This is a genomic window from Luteimonas granuli (genome assembly GCF_007795095.1).
Lineage (GTDB): Bacteria > Pseudomonadota > Gammaproteobacteria > Xanthomonadales > Xanthomonadaceae > Luteimonas > Luteimonas granuli.
The window spans coordinates 1,312,882-1,328,908 of sequence record NZ_CP042218.1 but is presented as its reverse complement, the minus strand read 5'-3'; the positions used below and the strand labels follow the sequence as shown (position 1 = coordinate 1,328,908).

Here is a 16,027-nt window from a genome sequence, read left to right as displayed (position 1 = left end):
GCGCGGTTCCGCGGCGGGCTGCATCGCCCCTTGCCGGCTCAGCCGTGCCCGCGTCCGCTGCGGCCCGGGTCCGGCACCAGCGGACGCGCCAGTTCCACCACTCGCGCCATCTCGTCCTTCAGCACCACGGCGTCGGCGCCGCAGTCGGCCTCGTCGCCGCGCAGTGCGCCGGTGAGCAGCACGTAGCGCGCCGCGGGCGCACGCTGACGGACCGCCGACATGGCCTCGGCCCCGGACCAGCCGGGCAGGTTCAGGTCGCAGAGGACCAGCTGCGGCTCCCAACCGGCGAGCGCCGCGTCGAGGTCGTCCGCATGACGCAGCCTGCGGCACTCCACCGGCAGCCCGGCGTCGCGCAGCGCGAACTCGGCGAGCTCCGCGTCATCGTGTGAATCATCGACGATCAGCACCCTGATCGCCATGGCTCAACCCTCGACGGGGCCTTCGTTGAGCACCGCCCAGAACTTGCCGAGCGTGCGCACCGCCTCGAAGAACTGGTCGACGTCCACCGGCTTCACGACGTAGGCGTTCACGCCCAGGTCCCAGCTTCGCGCCAGGTCGTTCTCCTCGCGGGATGAGGACAGGATCACCACGGGCAGGCGCTTGAAGTCGTCGTGCTGGCGCAGCCGGGTGAGCACTTCCAGGCCATCCATGCGCGGCATCTTGATGTCCAGCAGCAGCACGGCCGGCTCGCCCTCGGGGCGGTCGGCGAAGCGGCCGCGGCGGAACAGGTAGTCCAGGGCCTCGACGCCGTCCTCGACATGGACGATGGGGTTGGCGAGGTGGGCGTCGCGCAGCGCATCGATGGCCATCTCCGCATCGTGCGGGCTGTCCTCGGCGAGCAGGATGGTGCGGATGGCGGTCATGGGGTCTGGCTCCGTTGGCCCAGGTCGAGGTTGGCTGGAAGGGTGAAGTGGAAGGCGGCGCCCTTTCCAGGCTCGGACTCGGCCCAGACGCGCCCATTGTGCCGTGTGACCACGCGTTTGACGCTGGCCAGGCCGATGCCGGTGCCCGAGAACTCGCTGGGCGAATGCAGCCGCTGGAAGACGCCGAACAGCTTGTCCGCATAGGTCATGTCGAAGCCGGCCCCGTTGTCGGCGACGGTGAACACGTGGGCGCCCTCGTCGTCCCGGCGATGGGTCACGGTGACCACGGCGGGCTCCCTGTTCATGCTGTACTTGACCGCGTTGCCGAGCAGGTTGCTCCAGAGCTGGCGCAGCATGTTCTCGTCGCCCACCAGGACCGGCATCGGCCGGATGCGCCACTCCACATGGTGGCCGGGGGCGTCGCCGGCGACGTTGGCGTCGAGCATGGCGCGCGTTTCCTCGACCAGCGACTGCATGTCCACCGCCTGCAACCGCAGGGCGCTGCGACCCAGCCGCGAGTAGACCAGCAGGTCGTCGATCAGCGCCGACATGTGCCGGGCGGAATCGCCGATCACGTCCAGGTAGTGGATGCCCTTCTCGTCGAGGCCGTCGCCCAGGTGGCGGCGCAGCTTCCCGGCGAAGCCGGCGATGTGGCGCAGCGGCGCGCGCAGGTCGTGCGAGACCGAATAACTGAACGCCTCGAGTTCGCGGTTGACGTCGGACACTTGGTCGACCTTGCCCTCGAGCTGGCGATTGAGCTCGCGGATGTGCGCTTCGCTGGCCTTCTGCAGGCTGATGTCGCTGGCGGTCACCAGCACGGCATGCTCGTCGCTGTCGGGCAGGTCCATCAGGCGCGCGTTGACCAGCATCACGCGCTCGAGGCCGTCGGCCGTCCGCTGCTGCAGTTCGTAGTCCCACAGTTCGCGCCCGCGACCGCCGACGTCGCGCAGTCGGCGCAGCGTTTCCTCGTCGTCCCAGGCCCCGTCGCCGACTTCGGCCAGGCTGCGGCCGCGGGCATCGCCCTCGATGCCGAACAGTTCGGAGAAGGCGGCGTTGTGCATCACGATGCGCAGCCTGTCGTCGATCAGCACGATGGGTTCGCGCACCGTGTCCAGCACCGCCGTCGAGCGCCGGTTGGCGCGCTGCGAGGCGACCTCGGCGCGGGTGCGGTGGTCGGCGGCGCGGGTGGCCACCGCCGCCACTCCCAGCAGCAGCAGGATCTGCGCGATCAGGGTGCCGGCCGACAGCCAGTCCGCCTGGCGCCGCGCACGTTCCGCTTCCGCGGCGCGCTCGTCCAGGTGCGCGCGCTCGGCCCCCGTCATTTCCGCGGTCGGCGCCTGCACCGGGAACTGTTCGGCGAGGCGCTGCAGTTCGTCGCCGTCGATGCTGCCGTCGCTGGCCTGCAGTCGCCCGATCTGGTCCAGGCGCTGGCTGATGCTCTGGCGCAGGGCCCCGACCCGCACCTGCTGCTCCGGCGAGTCGCGGGTGAGCTCTTCGAGCCGGTCCAGCGCCGGCACCACGATGGTGAGGCTGTGGTCCAGGCGCTCCTCCAGGACCGACGCCCGTGCGCCGAGCGCGCGCTCCAGCGTGGCGGCTTCGATGTTGCGCACCGCGGCGTTGAGCGCCTGCGCCGTGGCCTCGATTTCCAGCATGTGCGCGGCCCTGGCCTGCGCCTCGCGGATCCGCTCTTCCGCGGCGCGCGTCAGCAGGAACGGGCCGACGACGATCGCCAGCAGCGCCGCCAGCAGCAGCGGCACCCGCCAGCGCGGGTCGAACTGGAGCGGGGCGGAAGACATCGGCCTGGCGGGATCCCCTGAGGCGGCGAGCCGGCCGCAGCCGGCCGCAGGATCATGCGGGAAGCGCGGCCTCGGGGCAACGCCGCCGCCGCCGCCGGCCGACCGGCGCTGGTAGAATCGGGAGTCCCCGAACCACGACTGACACGGCCGCTGCGCCGTTGCGGAGAAAGCATGAACAGCTGGCTGAACGACGTCCTCGACAACGATCCGGATCCGACCGAGTCCAGGGAGTGGCTGGAGTCGCTGAAGGCGGTCATCGACGCCGACGGCACGGAGCGCGCGCACCAGCTGCTGGAGGGCATGGTCGAACTGACCCGCCGCGCGGGCGGCCACCTGCCGTTCGCGCCCACCACCGAGTACGTCAACACCATTCCGCCGCACATGGAGGCCCGGATTCCCGGCGACCAGGCCATGGAGTGGCGCATCCGCTCCATGATCCGCTGGAACGCGATGGCGATGGTGGTGCGGGCCAACCGCAAGCCCGGCGACCTCGGCGGCCACATCGCCAGCTTCGCCTCCGGCGCCACGCTGTATGACGTCGGCTTCAACCATTTCTGGCGCGCGCCGTCGGAAGACCATCCCGGCGACCTGCTCTACGTCCAGGGTCATTCGTCGCCGGGCATCTACGCGCGTTCCTTCCTCGAAGGCCGCCTGACCGAGTCGCAGATCGACCACCTGCGCATGGAGGTCGACGGTCGCGGCATTTCCTCCTATCCGCATCCCTGGCTGATGCCCGACTACTGGCAGACGGCCACGGTGTCGATGGGCCTGGGCCCGATCGCCGCCATCTACCAGGCGCGCAACTGGAAGTACCTCGAGGCCCGCGGCCTGATGCCGAAGACCGACCGCAAGGTCTGGTGCTTCCTCGGCGACGGCGAGACCGACGAGCCCGAGAGCCTGGGCGCGATCTCGATCGCCGGCCGCGAGGGCCTGGACAACCTGGTCTTCGTCATCAACTGCAACCTGCAGCGCCTGGACGGCCCGGTGCGCGGCAACGGCAAGATCATCCAGGAGCTGGAAGGCAATTTCCGCGGCGCCGGCTGGAACGTGGTCAAGACCATCTGGGGCAGCTACTGGGATCCGCTGCTGGCGCGCGACCACGACGGCATGCTGCGCAAGCTGATGATGGAGACCGTCGACGGCGAGTACCAGAACTGCAAGGCCTTCGGCGGCAAGTACACGCGCGACAACTTCTTCGGCAAGTATCCGGAGACCGCGGCGATGGTGGCCAGCCTCTCCGACGAGGACATCTGGCGCCTCAACCGCGGCGGCCACGACCCGCACAAGGTCTACGCCGCCTACATGAACGCCGTCGAGACCAAGGGCCAGCCGACCGTGATCCTGGCCAAGACGGTCAAGGGCTACGGCATGGGCTCGGCGGGCGAGGCGCTCAACCCCACCCACCAGACCAAGAAGCTCGACGACGAGGCCGTGCGCGCGTTCCGCGACCGCTTCCGGATCCCGCTCGACGACGAGCAGCTCAAGGATGGCGCGGTGCCGTTCTACCACCCCGGCGAGAAGTCCGAGGAAGTGGAGTACATGAAGGAGCGCCGCGCCGCGCTCGGCGGCTTCCTGCCGCAGCGCCGCCGCAAGAGCACGCAGACGCTCGCCGCGCCGAAGCTCGAGGTGTTCGAGCGCCTGATGAAGGACACCGGCGAGCGCGAGATCAGCACCACCATGGCCTTCGTGCAGTCGCTGGGCCTCATCCTGCGCGACAAGCAGGTCGGCCCGCGCGTGGTGCCGATCGTCTGCGACGAGGCGCGCACCTTCGGCATGGAAGGCCTGTTCCGCCAGATCGGCATCTACGCGCCCCACGGCCAGAAATACAAACCGGTCGACCGCGACCAGCTGATGTACTACCGCGAGGACGAGGCCGGCCAGGTGCTGCAGGAAGGCATCTCCGAGGCTGGCGCGTTCGCCTCGTGGCTGGCGTCGGCGACCAGCTACAGCACCAACGACCTGCCGATGCTGCCCTTCTACATCTACTACTCGATGTTCGGCTTCCAGCGCATCGGCGATGCCGCCTGGCAGGCGGCCGACATGCGCGCGCGCGGCTTCCTGCTCGGCGCCACCGCCGGCCGCACCACGCTCAACGGCGAGGGCCTGCAGCACGAGGACGGCCACAGCCACCTGCTGGCCGGCGCCATTCCCAACTGCCGCGCCTACGACCCGACCTTCGCCGCCGAGGTGGCGGTGATCGTGCAGCACGGCATGGAGCGCATGCTCGACCAGCAGCAGGACGAATACTGGTACCTGACGCTGATGAACGAGAACTACGCCCACCCGGCGCTGCCCGAGGGCGCGGCCGAGGGCGTGATCCGCGGCATGTACCTGCTGAAGGATGCCGGCAAGCCGAAGAAGGGCGAGCTGCGCGTGCAGCTGATGGGCTCGGGCACGATCCTGCGCGAGGTGATCGCGGCGGCGGAGCTGCTGGACAAGGACTTCGGCGTGACCGCCGACATCTGGTCCTGCCCCAGCTTCACCGAGCTGCGCCGCGACGGCTTCGACGTGGAGCGCTGGAACCGGCACAACCCCGAGGCGAAGACGCCGCGCAAGGCCTATGTCACGCAGCTGCTCGAAGGCCGCCAGGGCCCGGCGATCGCCGCGACCGACTACGTGCGCGCGTTCCCCGACCAGATCCGTGCCTTCGTGCCGATGCACTACACGGTGCTGGGCACCGACGGCTTCGGCCGCTCGGACACCCGCGCCAACCTGCGCCGCCACTTCGAGGTCGACCGCTTCCACATCGCCCACGCGGCGATCGACGCGCTGGCGAAGGACGGCGGCATGACCGCGAAGGACGCGGCGCGCGCGCTGAAGCTCTACAGGATCGACACCGACCGCCCGAACCCGCTGCTGGCGTGACCGCGGGGCTGCTGCCGGGCCCCGGGGCCTGCTAGATTCCGATCGGAATCCAGCACCCGGGGGGCACGGAATGGCGGCGGCAACGCAGGAGCTCGAACTGTTCGTCCGGGAGGCGCTCGCGAAGGGCGCGTCGAAGCCGGAGGTCGCCGCCGTGCTGGCGGCGGCCGGATGGGAAGAGGCGCAGGTGCGGAGCGCGCTCGACGCGTACGCGGATGTCGTCTTCCCGCTTCCGGTGCCGCGTCCGCGCCCATACCTGTCGGCGCGCGAGGCCTTCTTCTACCTGCTGTTGTTCGCGACGCTCTATCTCAGCGCCTGGCACATCGGCAGCCTGCTGTTCAACCTGATCGAGCGCGCCTTCCCGGATCCGGCCGATTCCGCGTACGCGGTCGCCCGGCTCGGTCCGGCGATGCGCTGGTCGGTCGCGTCAGTGGTGATCGCGTTCCCGGTGTTCGTGTTCCTCTCCCGCCACCTGTCGCTGGAACTCGCCCGCAGCCCGGCCAAGCGCCTGTCCGCGGTGCGCCGCTGGCTGACGTACCTCACGCTGTTCATCGCGGCCACGGTGCTGATCGGCGACATGATCGCCCTGGTCCACAGCCTGCTGGGCGGCGAGCTCTCGATCCGCTTCCTGCTGAAGGTCCTGGTGGTGGCGGTGATCGCCGGCACCATCTTCGGCTGGTACCTGCACGACCTGCGGCGCGAGGAGCGCGAGGCGTGAGCGGCGTGAGCGGGGGGTCCGCGGGGCGCCGGGTGCTGGTCGCAGCGGCGGTCGTGGTGGTGGCGACCCTGCTGGCCTCGATCGCCGTGATGGGCCCACCCTCGGCGCAGCGCGAAGAGCGGCTCGACGCGCGGCGGCTGGAGGACCTGCGCCGCATCGAGCGGCTGGTCGATGCCCACTTCGAGCGCACGGGCGTGCTGCCGGTCGACCTTGCGGCGCTGGCGCGGCCGGGCCTGGAGTTGCCATCCGATCCGGCCTCGGGCACGCCCTACGGATACGAGTCGCTCGCGGAGCGCGCCTACCGCCTGTGCGCGGTGTTCGCCACCGACAGCGCGCAGCGGCGGGCGCAGCGCTGGGAAAGCGACGAATGGAGCCACGCGGCGGGCCGCCACTGTTTCGACCTCCGCGCCCCGGGACGCAGCGACGCGCGGATGGCGGAGCCGGAGGGGCTGGAAGGGTCGGAGGAGCCCGAGGCGCCGTAGCCCTGGTGCGGGCTCAGCCTCCGCCCGCGGGGCGCATGTCGCCGGTCTCGATCATCCGCTGGTGCCACGACAGCGCCTCGCCCAGCAGGTGCGGCGTGTGTCGTCCGTAGCCGTCGCGGCAAGCGCGGTCGAAGTAGTCCTGCAGCAGCGGCCGGAAGTCGGGGTGCGCGCAGTGGGCGACCACCTGCTTCGCGCGCTGCGTGGGCGAGAGTCCGCGCAGGTCGGCCAGGCCCTGGTCGGTCACCAGCACCATGGTGTCGTGTTCGGTGTGGTCGACGTGGCTGACCATGGGCACGATGGAGGAGACCTTGCCGCCCTTGGCCGTGCTGGGCGACATGAACACCGACAGGTAGCCGTTGCGCGCGAAGTCGCCGGAGCCGCCGATGCCGTTCATGATCCGGCTGCCGGCGATGTGCGTCGAGTTGACGTTGCCGTAGATGTCGGCCTCGATCATGCCGTTCATGGCGATGCAGCCCAGGCGGCGGATGACCTCGGGATGGTTCGAGATCTCCTGCGGTCGAAGCAGGATGCGCTTGCTGTAGAAGTCGACGTTGGCGTTGAACTCGGCGATGCCGTCGGGGCTGAGCGAGAACGAGGTCGCCGAGGCCATGCGCAGCACGCCATCCCGGATGAGCTTCAGCATCCCGTCCTGGATCACTTCGGTGTACGCGGTCAGGCCGCGGTAGCCGCCGTCGGCCAGGCCAGCGAGCACGGCGTTGGCGATGTTGCCCACGCCCGACTGCAGGGGCAGCAGGGTGTCGGTCAGGCGTCCGCGCTTCACCTCGTGCGCCAGGAAATCGAGCAGATGGCCGGCGATCCGCTTCGAAGCCTCGTCCGGCGGGCTGAAGGCCGAATTGCGGTCCGGCGCGTCGGTCTCGACCACGGCGATGACCTTGTCCGGGTCCACGCGCAGCGAGGGCTCGCCGATGCGGTCGTCGGGCTGGACCAGCGGGATCGGCCTGCGGTTGGGCGGCAGCGCGGTGCCGTAGTAGATGTCGTGCATGCCGTCCAGCGCCTCGGGCTGCCAGCGGTTGACCTCGAGGATCACCTTGTCGGCCTGCTCCAGCCAGGTCTTGTTGTTGCCCACCGAGGACGAGGGAACGAGGCTGCCGTCATCGCGGATCCCGGCCACTTCGACCACCGCGATGTCGATCTTGCCGAAGAAGCCGAACCAGGTGTGCTGGGCGACGTGGCTGAGGTGGATGTCGATGTAATCCAGCGTGCCCGCGTTGATCCGCTCGCGCACGGCGGGATCGGACTGGTAGGGGAGGCGCAGCTCCATGCCCTCGACCTTGGCCAGTGCGCCGTCGAGCTCGGGCGCCGTGGAGGCGCCGGTCAGGACCTTGATGCGGAAGCGCTCGCCGGCGGCATTCGCCTGTTCCACGCGAGCGGCCAGCGCCTGCGGCACGGCCTTGGGGTAGCCGGCGCCGGTGAAGCCGCTCATCGCCACCGTCATGCCCGGGCGGATCGCCTTCGCCGCCTCGTCCGCCGAGACCACGCGGTCCCGGAACAGGGGATGACGGATGCGCTCTTGCACGACGGATGCTCCTGGACGGGTCGGACGTCCATTTTATCGGCCGACCCGCGCCACCGCGGCGCGAAAGGAGGATGCATCGTTGCAGAAGGGGGTGCTCGGGACTCAGCGGCCATCCCGGTCCGCATCGCCCGGCAGGCGTTCCTCGACGCGATGCCAGGCGTCCCGCACTGCGGCCCTGGCATCCTGCCAGCCGAGGCGCGATTCACCCTTGGCCCGCTCCCAGCCGCGTTCGAGCTCGGATTCGGTGGCCGGCGACCAGGACGCATCGGGGCGGGCGCTGCGCTCCCGGGTGCCGTAGCGATAGGCCGCCCGGTAATCGTCGTAGCTGTAGCCGTCGCTGTAGTAGTCAGCCTTGTCGTAGGTCTGCGAGAAGTGCCGATCGGTGTCCTCGTAGGCGTTGTAGGTCCGGTCGGTGCGTGCGTACGCGTCCTGCACCGCGGGGCGGGCGGCCTCCCAGTCGAGACCGGAGTCGCCGCGGCCGCTCTCCCAGCGCTGCCGGAGCTGCGGTTCGATCTCGTTCCAGTCGCGGCTGCCGGCCTCGTTCCGGTACTCGGTGCCCATGCGGTAGGCGGGAGCGTAGTCGCGGTCGAAATCGCGGTCGCGCTGGTAGTAGTCGCGGCGGGTGGCGTCCTGGCGCCAGTATTCGACTTCGGCGGTGGGGTCGACGCGTTCCGCGAGCGCCTTGCCACCGATCGCGCCGCCCACCGCGCCCATGCCGCCGCCGACCAGGGTGCCGATCGGTCCGAACAGGCTGCCCAACGCCGCACCCGCGAGTGCGCCCGCGGTGCCTCCGGCGGCCACGCCGACCGGATGCGAGCCCGGGGCGCCGCTGATGGGATCGCGATTGGCGTCCGGGGTGGTGTCCCTGCTGTTCATGTGCGTGTTCCTGGCTTGTCGGGGGAGGCCGACTATTGCCTGCTCGAAGTTGCGAGGACGTGCACGGTGCGCGCAGGCAGCGCTAACAACTGCATGGAAGGAAAAAAGAAAGGTTCTTCTCCCGATCGAGGGGGCGCTCCGGTGAAGTCCGCGGCGGGCACGACCTTTGGTCGCGGTCTGGAAGATTTTCCAAGAGCGACGTCGACGTCGAAACGGAGATCGTCATGACCGGGAGCAGCCCGGCTCCGCCGCTCCTGACCTTCCCTCCCGAAGCCGCAGAACGCCGGAGCCCGTCCCGTGCACAGGGGGTGTGCGGACAGCCGGCCATGGATGGCCGGCGGCCGGCCGATGGGAGCAGGACGCGGAGACGGCCGGGGGAGCACACCCCCTGTGCGCGGGACGGGCTGCGCGGACCTCAACGAGGCGACTTCAAGGCGCGGCGGTGCGCTAGAAGCGCGACAACGCCTACTCAAGATCCGGGCAGCGTTCCCCGGAGTTGGGAGATGAACCAAAAAAGACACCGGCGCGGGGCCGGTGTCTTGCTGTCCTTCCGTGGTCACAGCCCTCGGCTGCGGTCGCGTGCGTCACTTGGTCGGCTTGACCATCAGCCCCCGGGTGTCGACGTCGACCACCCCTTCGATGTCGCTCGCGATGCGGCGGGCTTTCTCGATCTGCGCCTCGCTGGCGACGTCGCCCTTCAGGGTCACCACGCCGTTGACGGTCTCGACGTGGATCTTCAGGCCGGCGACATCCTCGTCCGCGAGCAGGCTGCTCTTGACCTTGGTGGTGATCCAGGTGTCGCCGACGGGCTGCTCGGAATCGTGCTGGTCCATGCGCTCGGTCGGCGGATCCTGGTCGTTCGCCATGACGTTGCCGCCGGTGATGAACAGGGCCAGGGCGGCCGCGGCGAGGCCGGTGTGCTGGAAGCGGTTGTTCATTGGGAGTCGCTCTCTTCTGCGGGGGAGGCTGCGATTCTCGGCAGGGCGGTATCCACGTCGCGTGATCGGGTGCAACGGACGATGAACGTCCGGCCTCTTCATCGCCGTTTCGCGTGGCGCCGCGAACACTGTCGCGAACCCCCACAGGACCCAAGGAGCATCCCATGAGACAACATGCGGGCACCCTCGCACTCGGCCTGTCGTTCGCGCTCTGCGTCGCGGGGAACGCCGTCGCGCAGGCTCCCCCCGGTACCTACGACGCCATGACCTCACCGCAGATCCGTGCCGCGCTCGAAGCACAGGGCTATACGAAGATCAACGACCTCGAGTTCGAGGACGGTGTCTGGAAGGCCGATGCGCGCAGCGCCGACGGCCAGCGCGTGGAGCTGCGCGTCGATCCCGCCACCGGCAAGGCCTGGCCGGAAGACGCGGTCGCGGAGCTGAGCGAGGCCGACGTCCGCGCAAGGCTCGCCGCCGAGGGCTATACCAAGGTGCACGACGTGGAGTTCGAGGACGGCATGTGGACCGCGGAAGCCGAGGACCCCGGTGGACGCAAGGTCGGGCTGACCCTGGATCCCGATACCGGGCGCGTGGTCGGCAAGGATCGCTGAGCGGGTCGCCGCCGGCGGGCGCATGGAGCGCGCCCGCGGCGTCCAGGGGGCGGCGCGCTTCCGCGCGACGCGGACGTCCGACTCAGGCGATGTCGCGGAAGTAGGGTTCGACCCTGCCGTTCATCTTCATGGTCATGGGATTGCCGCGGCGATCGAGCGCGCGTCCGACCGCGACCCGGATCCAGCCTTCGCTCACGCAGTATTCCTCGACGTTGGTGCGCTCCGCGCCGTTGGAAGCGGATGCCCACGCCGCGGGCCATGACGGCCTCGTCGTAGTGCGGGCTGCGCGGGTCGTTGCTGAGGCGGTCGGGGGAGTCTGGCTCATCTCGGTTCCATTGCTGTGGGCGTCGCGCCGGACAGGCGCGGCGCAGGAGGATACGTGGCGGCGGCGCGCGCTGCAGCTAGGCCGCGGGCCGGCCTTCCGGCGCACCCCGGCCGAGCAGGTCGGGCAGCGGCTCGCCCGCGGCGGTGAACCCCAGGGCCACTGAATTCAGGCAATGGCGTTCTCCGGTGGGCGGCGGGCCGTCGGGGAACACGTGGCCGAGGTGGCTGCCGCAGCGGGCGCAGACCTCTTCCACGCGGACCATGCCGTGGCCGAGGTCGCGCACGTAGCGGATGTGTGCGGGGTCGAAGGGGGTGGTGAAGCTCGGCCAGCCGGTGCCCGAATCGAACTTGGCACTGGAGCGGAACAGCGGCAGGCCGCAGAGGCCGCAGGTGTAGACGCCGTCCCGTTTGTTGTCGAGGAAGGCGCCGCAGAACGGTGCCTCCGTGCCGTGCGCGAGCAGTACGCGGCGGGCGTCATCGGCGAGCGCTTCGATCAGCGCGCGGCGCTGCGCGTCGTCGGGCGGGGACAGGTCGAAGGCGGCCATGTGCGGCTCCTGCTGCGGGAAGTCGCGCCCATTATCGCCCCGGGTCGCCGCGCGGCGGCCCTGGCGGCGGGCGTTGGCGATCACCGCGCGCATCTGCGCGCGGTCGCGGTGCCGCGAGATCGGCGTCGCGCCGAGCGCGATCGCGCGCTCGCGCAGCTCGGCGGGGACATCGTAGTGCGCACCGCTGGCACGGTCCTGGAACGCGTGCCGCGGCATCCCCAGGGCGGCGGCGAATGCGTGCAGCTCGTCGAGTGTGTCGGCCATCAGATGCGCCCAGCGTCGCCCGCGCCAGGAGGTCACGGCATCGTCCACGTACACCGCCATTCAGCCTGCTCCGCGCGGACACGCCGTGTCCAGCAGTGGTGCCAGCGCGGTCCAGACGTGCGCGGCGATCGCCGGCTGCGCGGCCGCGGTCGGGTGCAGGTTGTCCTCCTGGAACTTGGCGCGCTCGGCGGCGACGGGTTCGAGCAGGAACGGCAGCAGCGGGACGTCGAAGAAATCCGCCAGCTGGCGGAAGGTCCGCTCGAAGCCGCGCGTGTAGTCCGGGCCGAGGTTCGGTGGCATGCGCATGCCGACCAGCAGGACCTCGGCCCCGACGTGCTGCGAGGCCCCGATCATGCGCGCCAGGTTGCGGTGCAGCTCGGGCAGCGGCAGGCCGCGCAGGGCGTCGTTGGCGCCGAGCGCGATCACCACCACCGCAGGGCGGTGATGCAGCACCTCGCCGACCACGCGCGCGGAGCCGCCGGCGCTGGTTTCGCCGCTGATGCTGGCATTGACCACGCGGCATCCGGGGAAGTCGCGCGCCATGCGCAGTTCGAGCAGCGCCACCCAGCCCTGGTCCGCGGACAGTCCGTAGCCGGCCGACAGCGAGTCGCCCATCACCAGCACCGTGCGCCGTGTATCGCCTCCGCCGTCCGCGCTTTGCGGCGCGGCCATCGCGGGCGCGAGGACAAGGACCGCCAGCAGCAGGCCGCAGGCGCGCAGCAGCATGCGCCGGGCAGGACGGAGGGGTCGCGGCATGCAGGGCTCCATGTTGGTGCATCGCGGTGGAGAGGCGCTCATGGTGGCCATGATGCCTGAGCGCGACGCCCGGCCCGCCGCCCACCGGTGCGCCGGAGCCTGTGCACGGGCGGCGCGTCGCGGCCGTGCCAACCGATGGCACGCCTGCGCCGGGCTGCCGACCGATATCCTTGCCGCTCCCGCCTCCGAAGGGACGTCCATGACCGAGCAGCACCCCACCGATTCCGCTGCACCCGCCATCGCCATCGCCACCGCCCTCGCGGCGCGCTCGCTCGGCAAGCGGGTGAAGCTGCCTGACGGCGAGCTGGTGATCCTGGACGGCGTGGATTTCAGCGTGGAGCGCGGCGAGAGCGTGGCCGTGGTCGGGCCGTCGGGCTCGGGCAAGAGCACCCTGCTGTCGCTGCTTGCCGGCCTGGACGTTCCGAGCTCCGGCGCGGTGACCATCGACGGTGCGCCGCTGTCGACGCTCGACGAGGATGGCCGCGCCCGCGTGCGCGCGGCGCGGGTCGGCTTCGTGTTCCAGAACTTCCAGCTGCTGCCCTCGCTGACCGCGCTGGAGAACGTGATGCTGCCGCTGGAGCTGCGCGGCGACGCCGATGCCGAGGGTCCGGCGCGAGCGATCCTCGCCCGCGTGGGTCTCGGCGAGCGCCTTGGCCACTATCCGCGCCAGCTGTCGGGCGGCGAGCAGCAGCGCGTGGCCGTGGCCCGTGCCTTCGTCACCGGGCCCTCGCTGCTGTTCGCCGACGAGCCCACCGGCAACCTCGACACCGCCACCGGGCAGGCGATCATCGAACTGCTGTTCGCGCTCAACCAGGACGCCGGCACCACCCTGGTCCTGGTGACGCACGACGAGCACCTGGCCGGCCGATGCCGACGCACGCTGCGCATCGAGGGCGGGCGGCTGGTGGCCGACACCCGGCCGGCGACATGAAGGTCGCCGGACTCGCCTGGCGACAGCTGCGCCGCGACCTCGCGTCGGGCGACGTGCGCATCCTGCTGGCCGCGCTGGTGCTGGCGGTGGTGGCGGTGACCGCGGTGGGCTTCGTCACCGACCGCGCGGGGCGCGCGCTGGCGATCGAGGCCAACCGCCTGCTTGGCGGCGACGCGGTGCTGCGCAGCGACGCACCGATCACCGGGCCTGTGCGCGAGGCGGCCATGGCCGCCGGCCTGCGCCATGCCGACACCATCGAGCTCGACACCATGGTGCGTGTGGGCGAAGGCGTCGCGGCGCAGCTGAAGCTGGGCGAACTGCGCGCGATCGGCGAAGGCTTCCCGTTGCGCGGCGAATACCGCGTCGCCGGCGCCGACGGGGTCGAGCGCGCGGCGCAGGGCGTGCCTGCGCCGGGCACGCTGTGGATGAGCCGCGGCGGCGCCGACACGCTCGGCGCGCGCATCGGCGACCGCGTCGGCGTCGGCACGCTCGAACTGCGCCTGGCGGCGCTGGTGGTGCAGGAGCCCGACGCCGCGCTGGACTATTTCAATGTCGCGCCCAAGGTCTTCATCCATCCGGACGACCTCGCAGCCACCGGCCTCGTTCAGGAAGGCAGCCGCATCCGCTACCGGCTGGTGGTGGCCGGTGACGCCGGCGCGGTCGAGCGGTTCACCGCGGCGGCGCGTGCCGGCCTCGCGCGCGGCCAGCGCCTGGAGACCGCGGCCGACGCGCGGCCGGAGGTGCGCTCGGCGCTCGACCGCGCGAGCCGTTTTCTGGGCCTCGCCGCCCTGGTGTCGGTGGTGCTGGCAGCGGTGGCCGTGGCCATGGCTGCGCGTCGGCACAGCGCGCGCCATCTGCAGGGTGCGGCGGTGATGCGCTGCCTCGGCGCCAGCCAGGCGACGCTGGCCGGGATCCACGTGGGCGAACTGCTGCTGCTCGGCCTGGTGGCCTGCACCGCGGGCGTGGTCATCGCCTGGGGACTGCAGTGGTTCATCGGCAACTGGCTGGCCGGAATGCTCGGGATCGATATCCCGCCGGCGGGCCTGGCGCCGGCGCTGGGCGGCTGTGCGGTCGGCCTGGTGGTGCTGCTGGCGTTCGCCGCGCCTCCAGTGCTGGCGCTGCGCCGCGTGCCGGCGCTGAGCGTGCTGCGCCGCGACCTCGATCCCGCCGAGCCTTCGGCGCTCATCGTGCTGGCCGCGGGCATCGGCGGCATCGCCGCGCTGCTGTGGTGGCAGGCGGGCTCGGCGGCGCTGGGGTTGGCGATGCTGCTGGGCATCTCGGCCACCCTGGGCGTGCTCGCCCTGCTGGCCTGGCTGATGATCCTGGTCGTGCGCCGGCTGCGCGCGCGCCTGCGCGGCGCCGCGCGCTACGGCCTGGCCAACGTCAGCCGGCGCGCGGGCACCAGCATCGCCCAGGTGTCGGCGCTGGGCCTGGGGTTGATGGCGCTGCTGCTGCTGACCTTCGTGCGCACCGACCTGATCGCGCGCTGGCAGCTGTCCTTGGCCGAAGAGGCGCCGAACCGCTTCATCATCAACGTGCAGCAGGACCAGGTGGCCGGCGTGGCCGAGGTCGCGGCGGCGGGGGGGCTGGCCGAACCGGTGCTCTATCCCATGGTCCGCGGGCGCCTGGCCACGCACAACGGCCGCGCGGTGAATGGTGCCGATTACGATGCGGACTCCGGCGACGGAGAAGCGCGTCGCGCGCGCCGCCGTGCCGACCGCGAGTTCAACCTGTCCACCGCCGCCGCGCTGCGTGACGACAACCGGGTCACCGCGGGCGAGTTCTGGGGCCCGGAAGGTGCCGACGGGGTCGAGATTTCCGTCGAGTCCGGCTTCGCGGAGTCGCTGGGCTGGGCGCTGGGCGACCGCGTCGCCTTCGACATCGCCGGCCGCCGCATCGAGGGTCGAATCACCAGCCTGCGCGAAGTCGACTGGGAGAGCTTCCGGCCGAACTTCTTCGTGCTGTTCTCGCCCGGCGCGCTCGACCGCTACCCGGCGAGCTGGATCACGGCGGTCAGCGTGCCCCAGGGCGACACCGCCTTCACCCGCGCGCTGGTGCAGCGCTATCCCAACGTCTCGGTGATCGACGTCGACGCCGTGCTGGCACAGGTGCGTGGCACCGCCGACCAGGTCTCGACCGTGGTCGAGGTGGTGTTCTGGTTCGCGCTGGCGGCGGGCCTGCTGGTGCTGCTGGCCGCGATCAGCGCCAGCCAGGACGAGCGCCTGCTCGAGGGCGGGGTGATGCGCGTGCTCGGCGCCAGCCGACGCCAGCTGCGGCTGGCGCAGGCGTCGGAGTTCGCGGCCATCGGCCTGCTGTCGGGCCTGGTGGCGGCCGTCGCGGCCTCGGTGCTGGCCGGGGTGGTCGCCACTCGTGTCTTCGACCTGCCGTGGACGCCGGACCCCGTGATGGCCGCGATCGGCGGGCTCGCCGGCATGGGCGCCGCCCTGCTCGCCGGCCTGTGGGCCACGCGACGCGTGCTCGACGCGCCACCCGCGGTGACGCTGCGCGAACTGCAAGGCTGAGG

At 71.2% G+C, this 16,027-nt stretch carries 14 protein-coding genes and 2 pseudogenes; 6 read left to right on the top strand and 10 right to left on the bottom strand.

Going from position 1 to position 16,027, the window contains the following annotated elements; genetic code table 11:
• Positions 1-38 precede the first annotated feature (38 nt).
• Genes FPZ22_RS06085 through FPZ22_RS06075 form a run of 3 tightly spaced genes read right to left on the bottom strand, consistent with a single transcriptional unit; the run spans position 39 to position 2,659 of the window.
• Positions 39-419 carry a response regulator gene (locus FPZ22_RS06085; RefSeq protein WP_144891340.1) on the bottom strand — a complete coding sequence of 127 codons (381 nt, stop codon included), beginning with the start codon at positions 417-419 and terminating at the stop codon, positions 39-41.
• A 3-nt stretch (positions 420-422) separates the two neighbouring features.
• On the bottom strand, positions 423-863 hold the full coding sequence (locus FPZ22_RS06080; RefSeq protein WP_144891338.1) for a response regulator: 441 nt from the start codon (positions 861-863) through the stop codon (positions 423-425).
• A complete protein-coding gene (locus FPZ22_RS06075) occupies positions 860-2,659 on the bottom strand; it encodes an ATP-binding protein (RefSeq protein WP_144891336.1) in 1,800 nt (599 codons plus the stop codon). Before FPZ22_RS06075 ends, FPZ22_RS06080 begins: the two co-directional genes overlap by 4 nt.
• Before the next feature lie 171 nt (positions 2,660-2,830).
• On the opposite strand from FPZ22_RS06075, the gene aceE reads away from it, so the two are divergent.
• From aceE to FPZ22_RS06060, 3 genes are all read left to right on the top strand, one after another.
• Entirely contained in the window at positions 2,831-5,524 is a 2,694-nt protein-coding gene (gene aceE, locus FPZ22_RS06070) for a pyruvate dehydrogenase (acetyl-transferring), homodimeric type (protein ID WP_144891334.1), read from the top strand.
• A 70-nt stretch (positions 5,525-5,594) separates the two neighbouring features.
• Complete coding sequence (locus FPZ22_RS06065; RefSeq protein ID WP_144891332.1) at positions 5,595-6,239, top strand: DUF5671 domain-containing protein; 645 nt, start codon at positions 5,595-5,597, stop codon at positions 6,237-6,239.
• Positions 6,236-6,721, top strand: a complete 486-nt coding sequence (locus tag FPZ22_RS06060; protein ID WP_210412713.1) for a hypothetical protein — start codon at positions 6,236-6,238, stop codon at positions 6,719-6,721. The genes FPZ22_RS06065 and FPZ22_RS06060 overlap by 4 nt, the downstream gene beginning before the upstream one ends.
• 13 nt (positions 6,722-6,734) lie before the next feature.
• Here FPZ22_RS06060 and scpC read toward each other — a convergent pair whose 3' ends face one another.
• The 3 genes from scpC to FPZ22_RS06045 form a co-directional block, all read right to left on the bottom strand.
• Positions 6,735-8,258 (bottom strand): succinyl-CoA:acetate CoA-transferase ScpC, encoded by a 1,524-nt coding sequence (gene scpC / locus FPZ22_RS06055; RefSeq protein WP_144891328.1) that lies wholly within the window; start codon positions 8,256-8,258, stop codon positions 6,735-6,737.
• Between the two features lie 102 nt (positions 8,259-8,360).
• Positions 8,361-9,134 carry a hypothetical protein gene (locus FPZ22_RS06050; RefSeq protein ID WP_144891327.1) on the bottom strand — a complete coding sequence of 258 codons (774 nt, stop codon included), beginning with the start codon at positions 9,132-9,134 and terminating at the stop codon, positions 8,361-8,363.
• A gap of 584 nt (positions 9,135-9,718) precedes the next feature.
• Complete coding sequence (locus FPZ22_RS06045) at positions 9,719-10,072, bottom strand: BON domain-containing protein (RefSeq protein WP_144891325.1); 354 nt, start codon at positions 10,070-10,072, stop codon at positions 9,719-9,721.
• A 164-nt stretch (positions 10,073-10,236) separates the two neighbouring features.
• On the opposite strand from FPZ22_RS06045, the gene FPZ22_RS06040 reads away from it, so the two are divergent.
• On the top strand, positions 10,237-10,683 hold the full coding sequence (locus tag FPZ22_RS06040; protein ID WP_144891324.1) for a PepSY domain-containing protein: 447 nt from the start codon (positions 10,237-10,239) through the stop codon (positions 10,681-10,683).
• A gap of 82 nt (positions 10,684-10,765) precedes the next feature.
• Here the strand turns inward: FPZ22_RS06040 and FPZ22_RS14010 are convergent.
• The 4 genes and pseudogenes from FPZ22_RS14010 to FPZ22_RS06025 form a co-directional block, all read right to left on the bottom strand.
• Positions 10,766-11,054, bottom strand: a pseudogene (locus FPZ22_RS14010) (DUF3297 family protein).
• Between the two features lie 30 nt (positions 11,055-11,084).
• The gene (gene msrB / locus FPZ22_RS13600; RefSeq protein ID WP_168199021.1) at positions 11,085-11,552 is read right to left on the bottom strand and encodes a peptide-methionine (R)-S-oxide reductase MsrB; all 468 of its coding nucleotides are present in this window, start codon (positions 11,550-11,552) and stop codon (positions 11,085-11,087) included.
• A gap of 54 nt (positions 11,553-11,606) precedes the next feature.
• Positions 11,607-11,876, bottom strand: a pseudogene (locus tag FPZ22_RS13595) (DUF4031 domain-containing protein); the annotation flags it as partial.
• Positions 11,877-12,572: an arylesterase gene (locus tag FPZ22_RS06025; RefSeq protein WP_144891320.1), complete on the bottom strand. Its 696-nt coding sequence runs from the start codon at positions 12,570-12,572 to the stop codon at positions 11,877-11,879.
• Between the two features lie 199 nt (positions 12,573-12,771).
• Here FPZ22_RS06025 and FPZ22_RS06020 point away from each other — a divergent pair, with 199 nt between their 5' ends.
• Both FPZ22_RS06020 and FPZ22_RS06015 read left to right on the top strand, forming a co-directional pair.
• Positions 12,772-13,503: an ABC transporter ATP-binding protein gene (locus FPZ22_RS06020; protein WP_144891318.1), complete on the top strand. Its 732-nt coding sequence runs from the start codon at positions 12,772-12,774 to the stop codon at positions 13,501-13,503.
• The gene (locus FPZ22_RS06015) at positions 13,500-16,025 is read left to right on the top strand and encodes an ABC transporter permease (RefSeq protein ID WP_144891316.1); all 2,526 of its coding nucleotides are present in this window, start codon (positions 13,500-13,502) and stop codon (positions 16,023-16,025) included. The genes FPZ22_RS06020 and FPZ22_RS06015 overlap by 4 nt, the downstream gene beginning before the upstream one ends.
• Positions 16,026-16,027 lie beyond the last annotated feature (2 nt).

Coding starts and splice junctions, on each gene's coding strand:
- FPZ22_RS06050 (WP_144891327.1), bottom strand. CDS start 9,134: ATGAACAGCAGGGACACCACCCCGGACGCCAATCGCGATCCCATCAGC.
- FPZ22_RS06040 (WP_144891324.1), top strand. CDS start 10,237: ATGAGACAACATGCGGGCACCCTCGCACTCGGCCTGTCGTTCGCGCTC.
- FPZ22_RS06065 (WP_144891332.1), top strand. CDS start 5,595: ATGGCGGCGGCAACGCAGGAGCTCGAACTGTTCGTCCGGGAGGCGCTC.
- msrB (WP_168199021.1), bottom strand. CDS start 11,552: ATGGCCGCCTTCGACCTGTCCCCGCCCGACGACGCGCAGCGCCGCGCG.
- FPZ22_RS06075 (WP_144891336.1), bottom strand. CDS start 2,659: ATGTCTTCCGCCCCGCTCCAGTTCGACCCGCGCTGGCGGGTGCCGCTG.
- FPZ22_RS06085 (WP_144891340.1), bottom strand. CDS start 419: ATGGCGATCAGGGTGCTGATCGTCGATGATTCACACGATGACGCGGAG.
- FPZ22_RS06080 (WP_144891338.1), bottom strand. CDS start 863: ATGACCGCCATCCGCACCATCCTGCTCGCCGAGGACAGCCCGCACGAT.
- FPZ22_RS06020 (WP_144891318.1), top strand. CDS start 12,772: ATGACCGAGCAGCACCCCACCGATTCCGCTGCACCCGCCATCGCCATC.
- FPZ22_RS06025 (WP_144891320.1), bottom strand. CDS start 12,572: ATGCCGCGACCCCTCCGTCCTGCCCGGCGCATGCTGCTGCGCGCCTGC.
- aceE (WP_144891334.1), top strand. CDS start 2,831: ATGAACAGCTGGCTGAACGACGTCCTCGACAACGATCCGGATCCGACC.
- FPZ22_RS06015 (WP_144891316.1), top strand. CDS start 13,500: ATGAAGGTCGCCGGACTCGCCTGGCGACAGCTGCGCCGCGACCTCGCG.
- FPZ22_RS06045 (WP_144891325.1), bottom strand. CDS start 10,072: ATGAACAACCGCTTCCAGCACACCGGCCTCGCCGCGGCCGCCCTGGCC.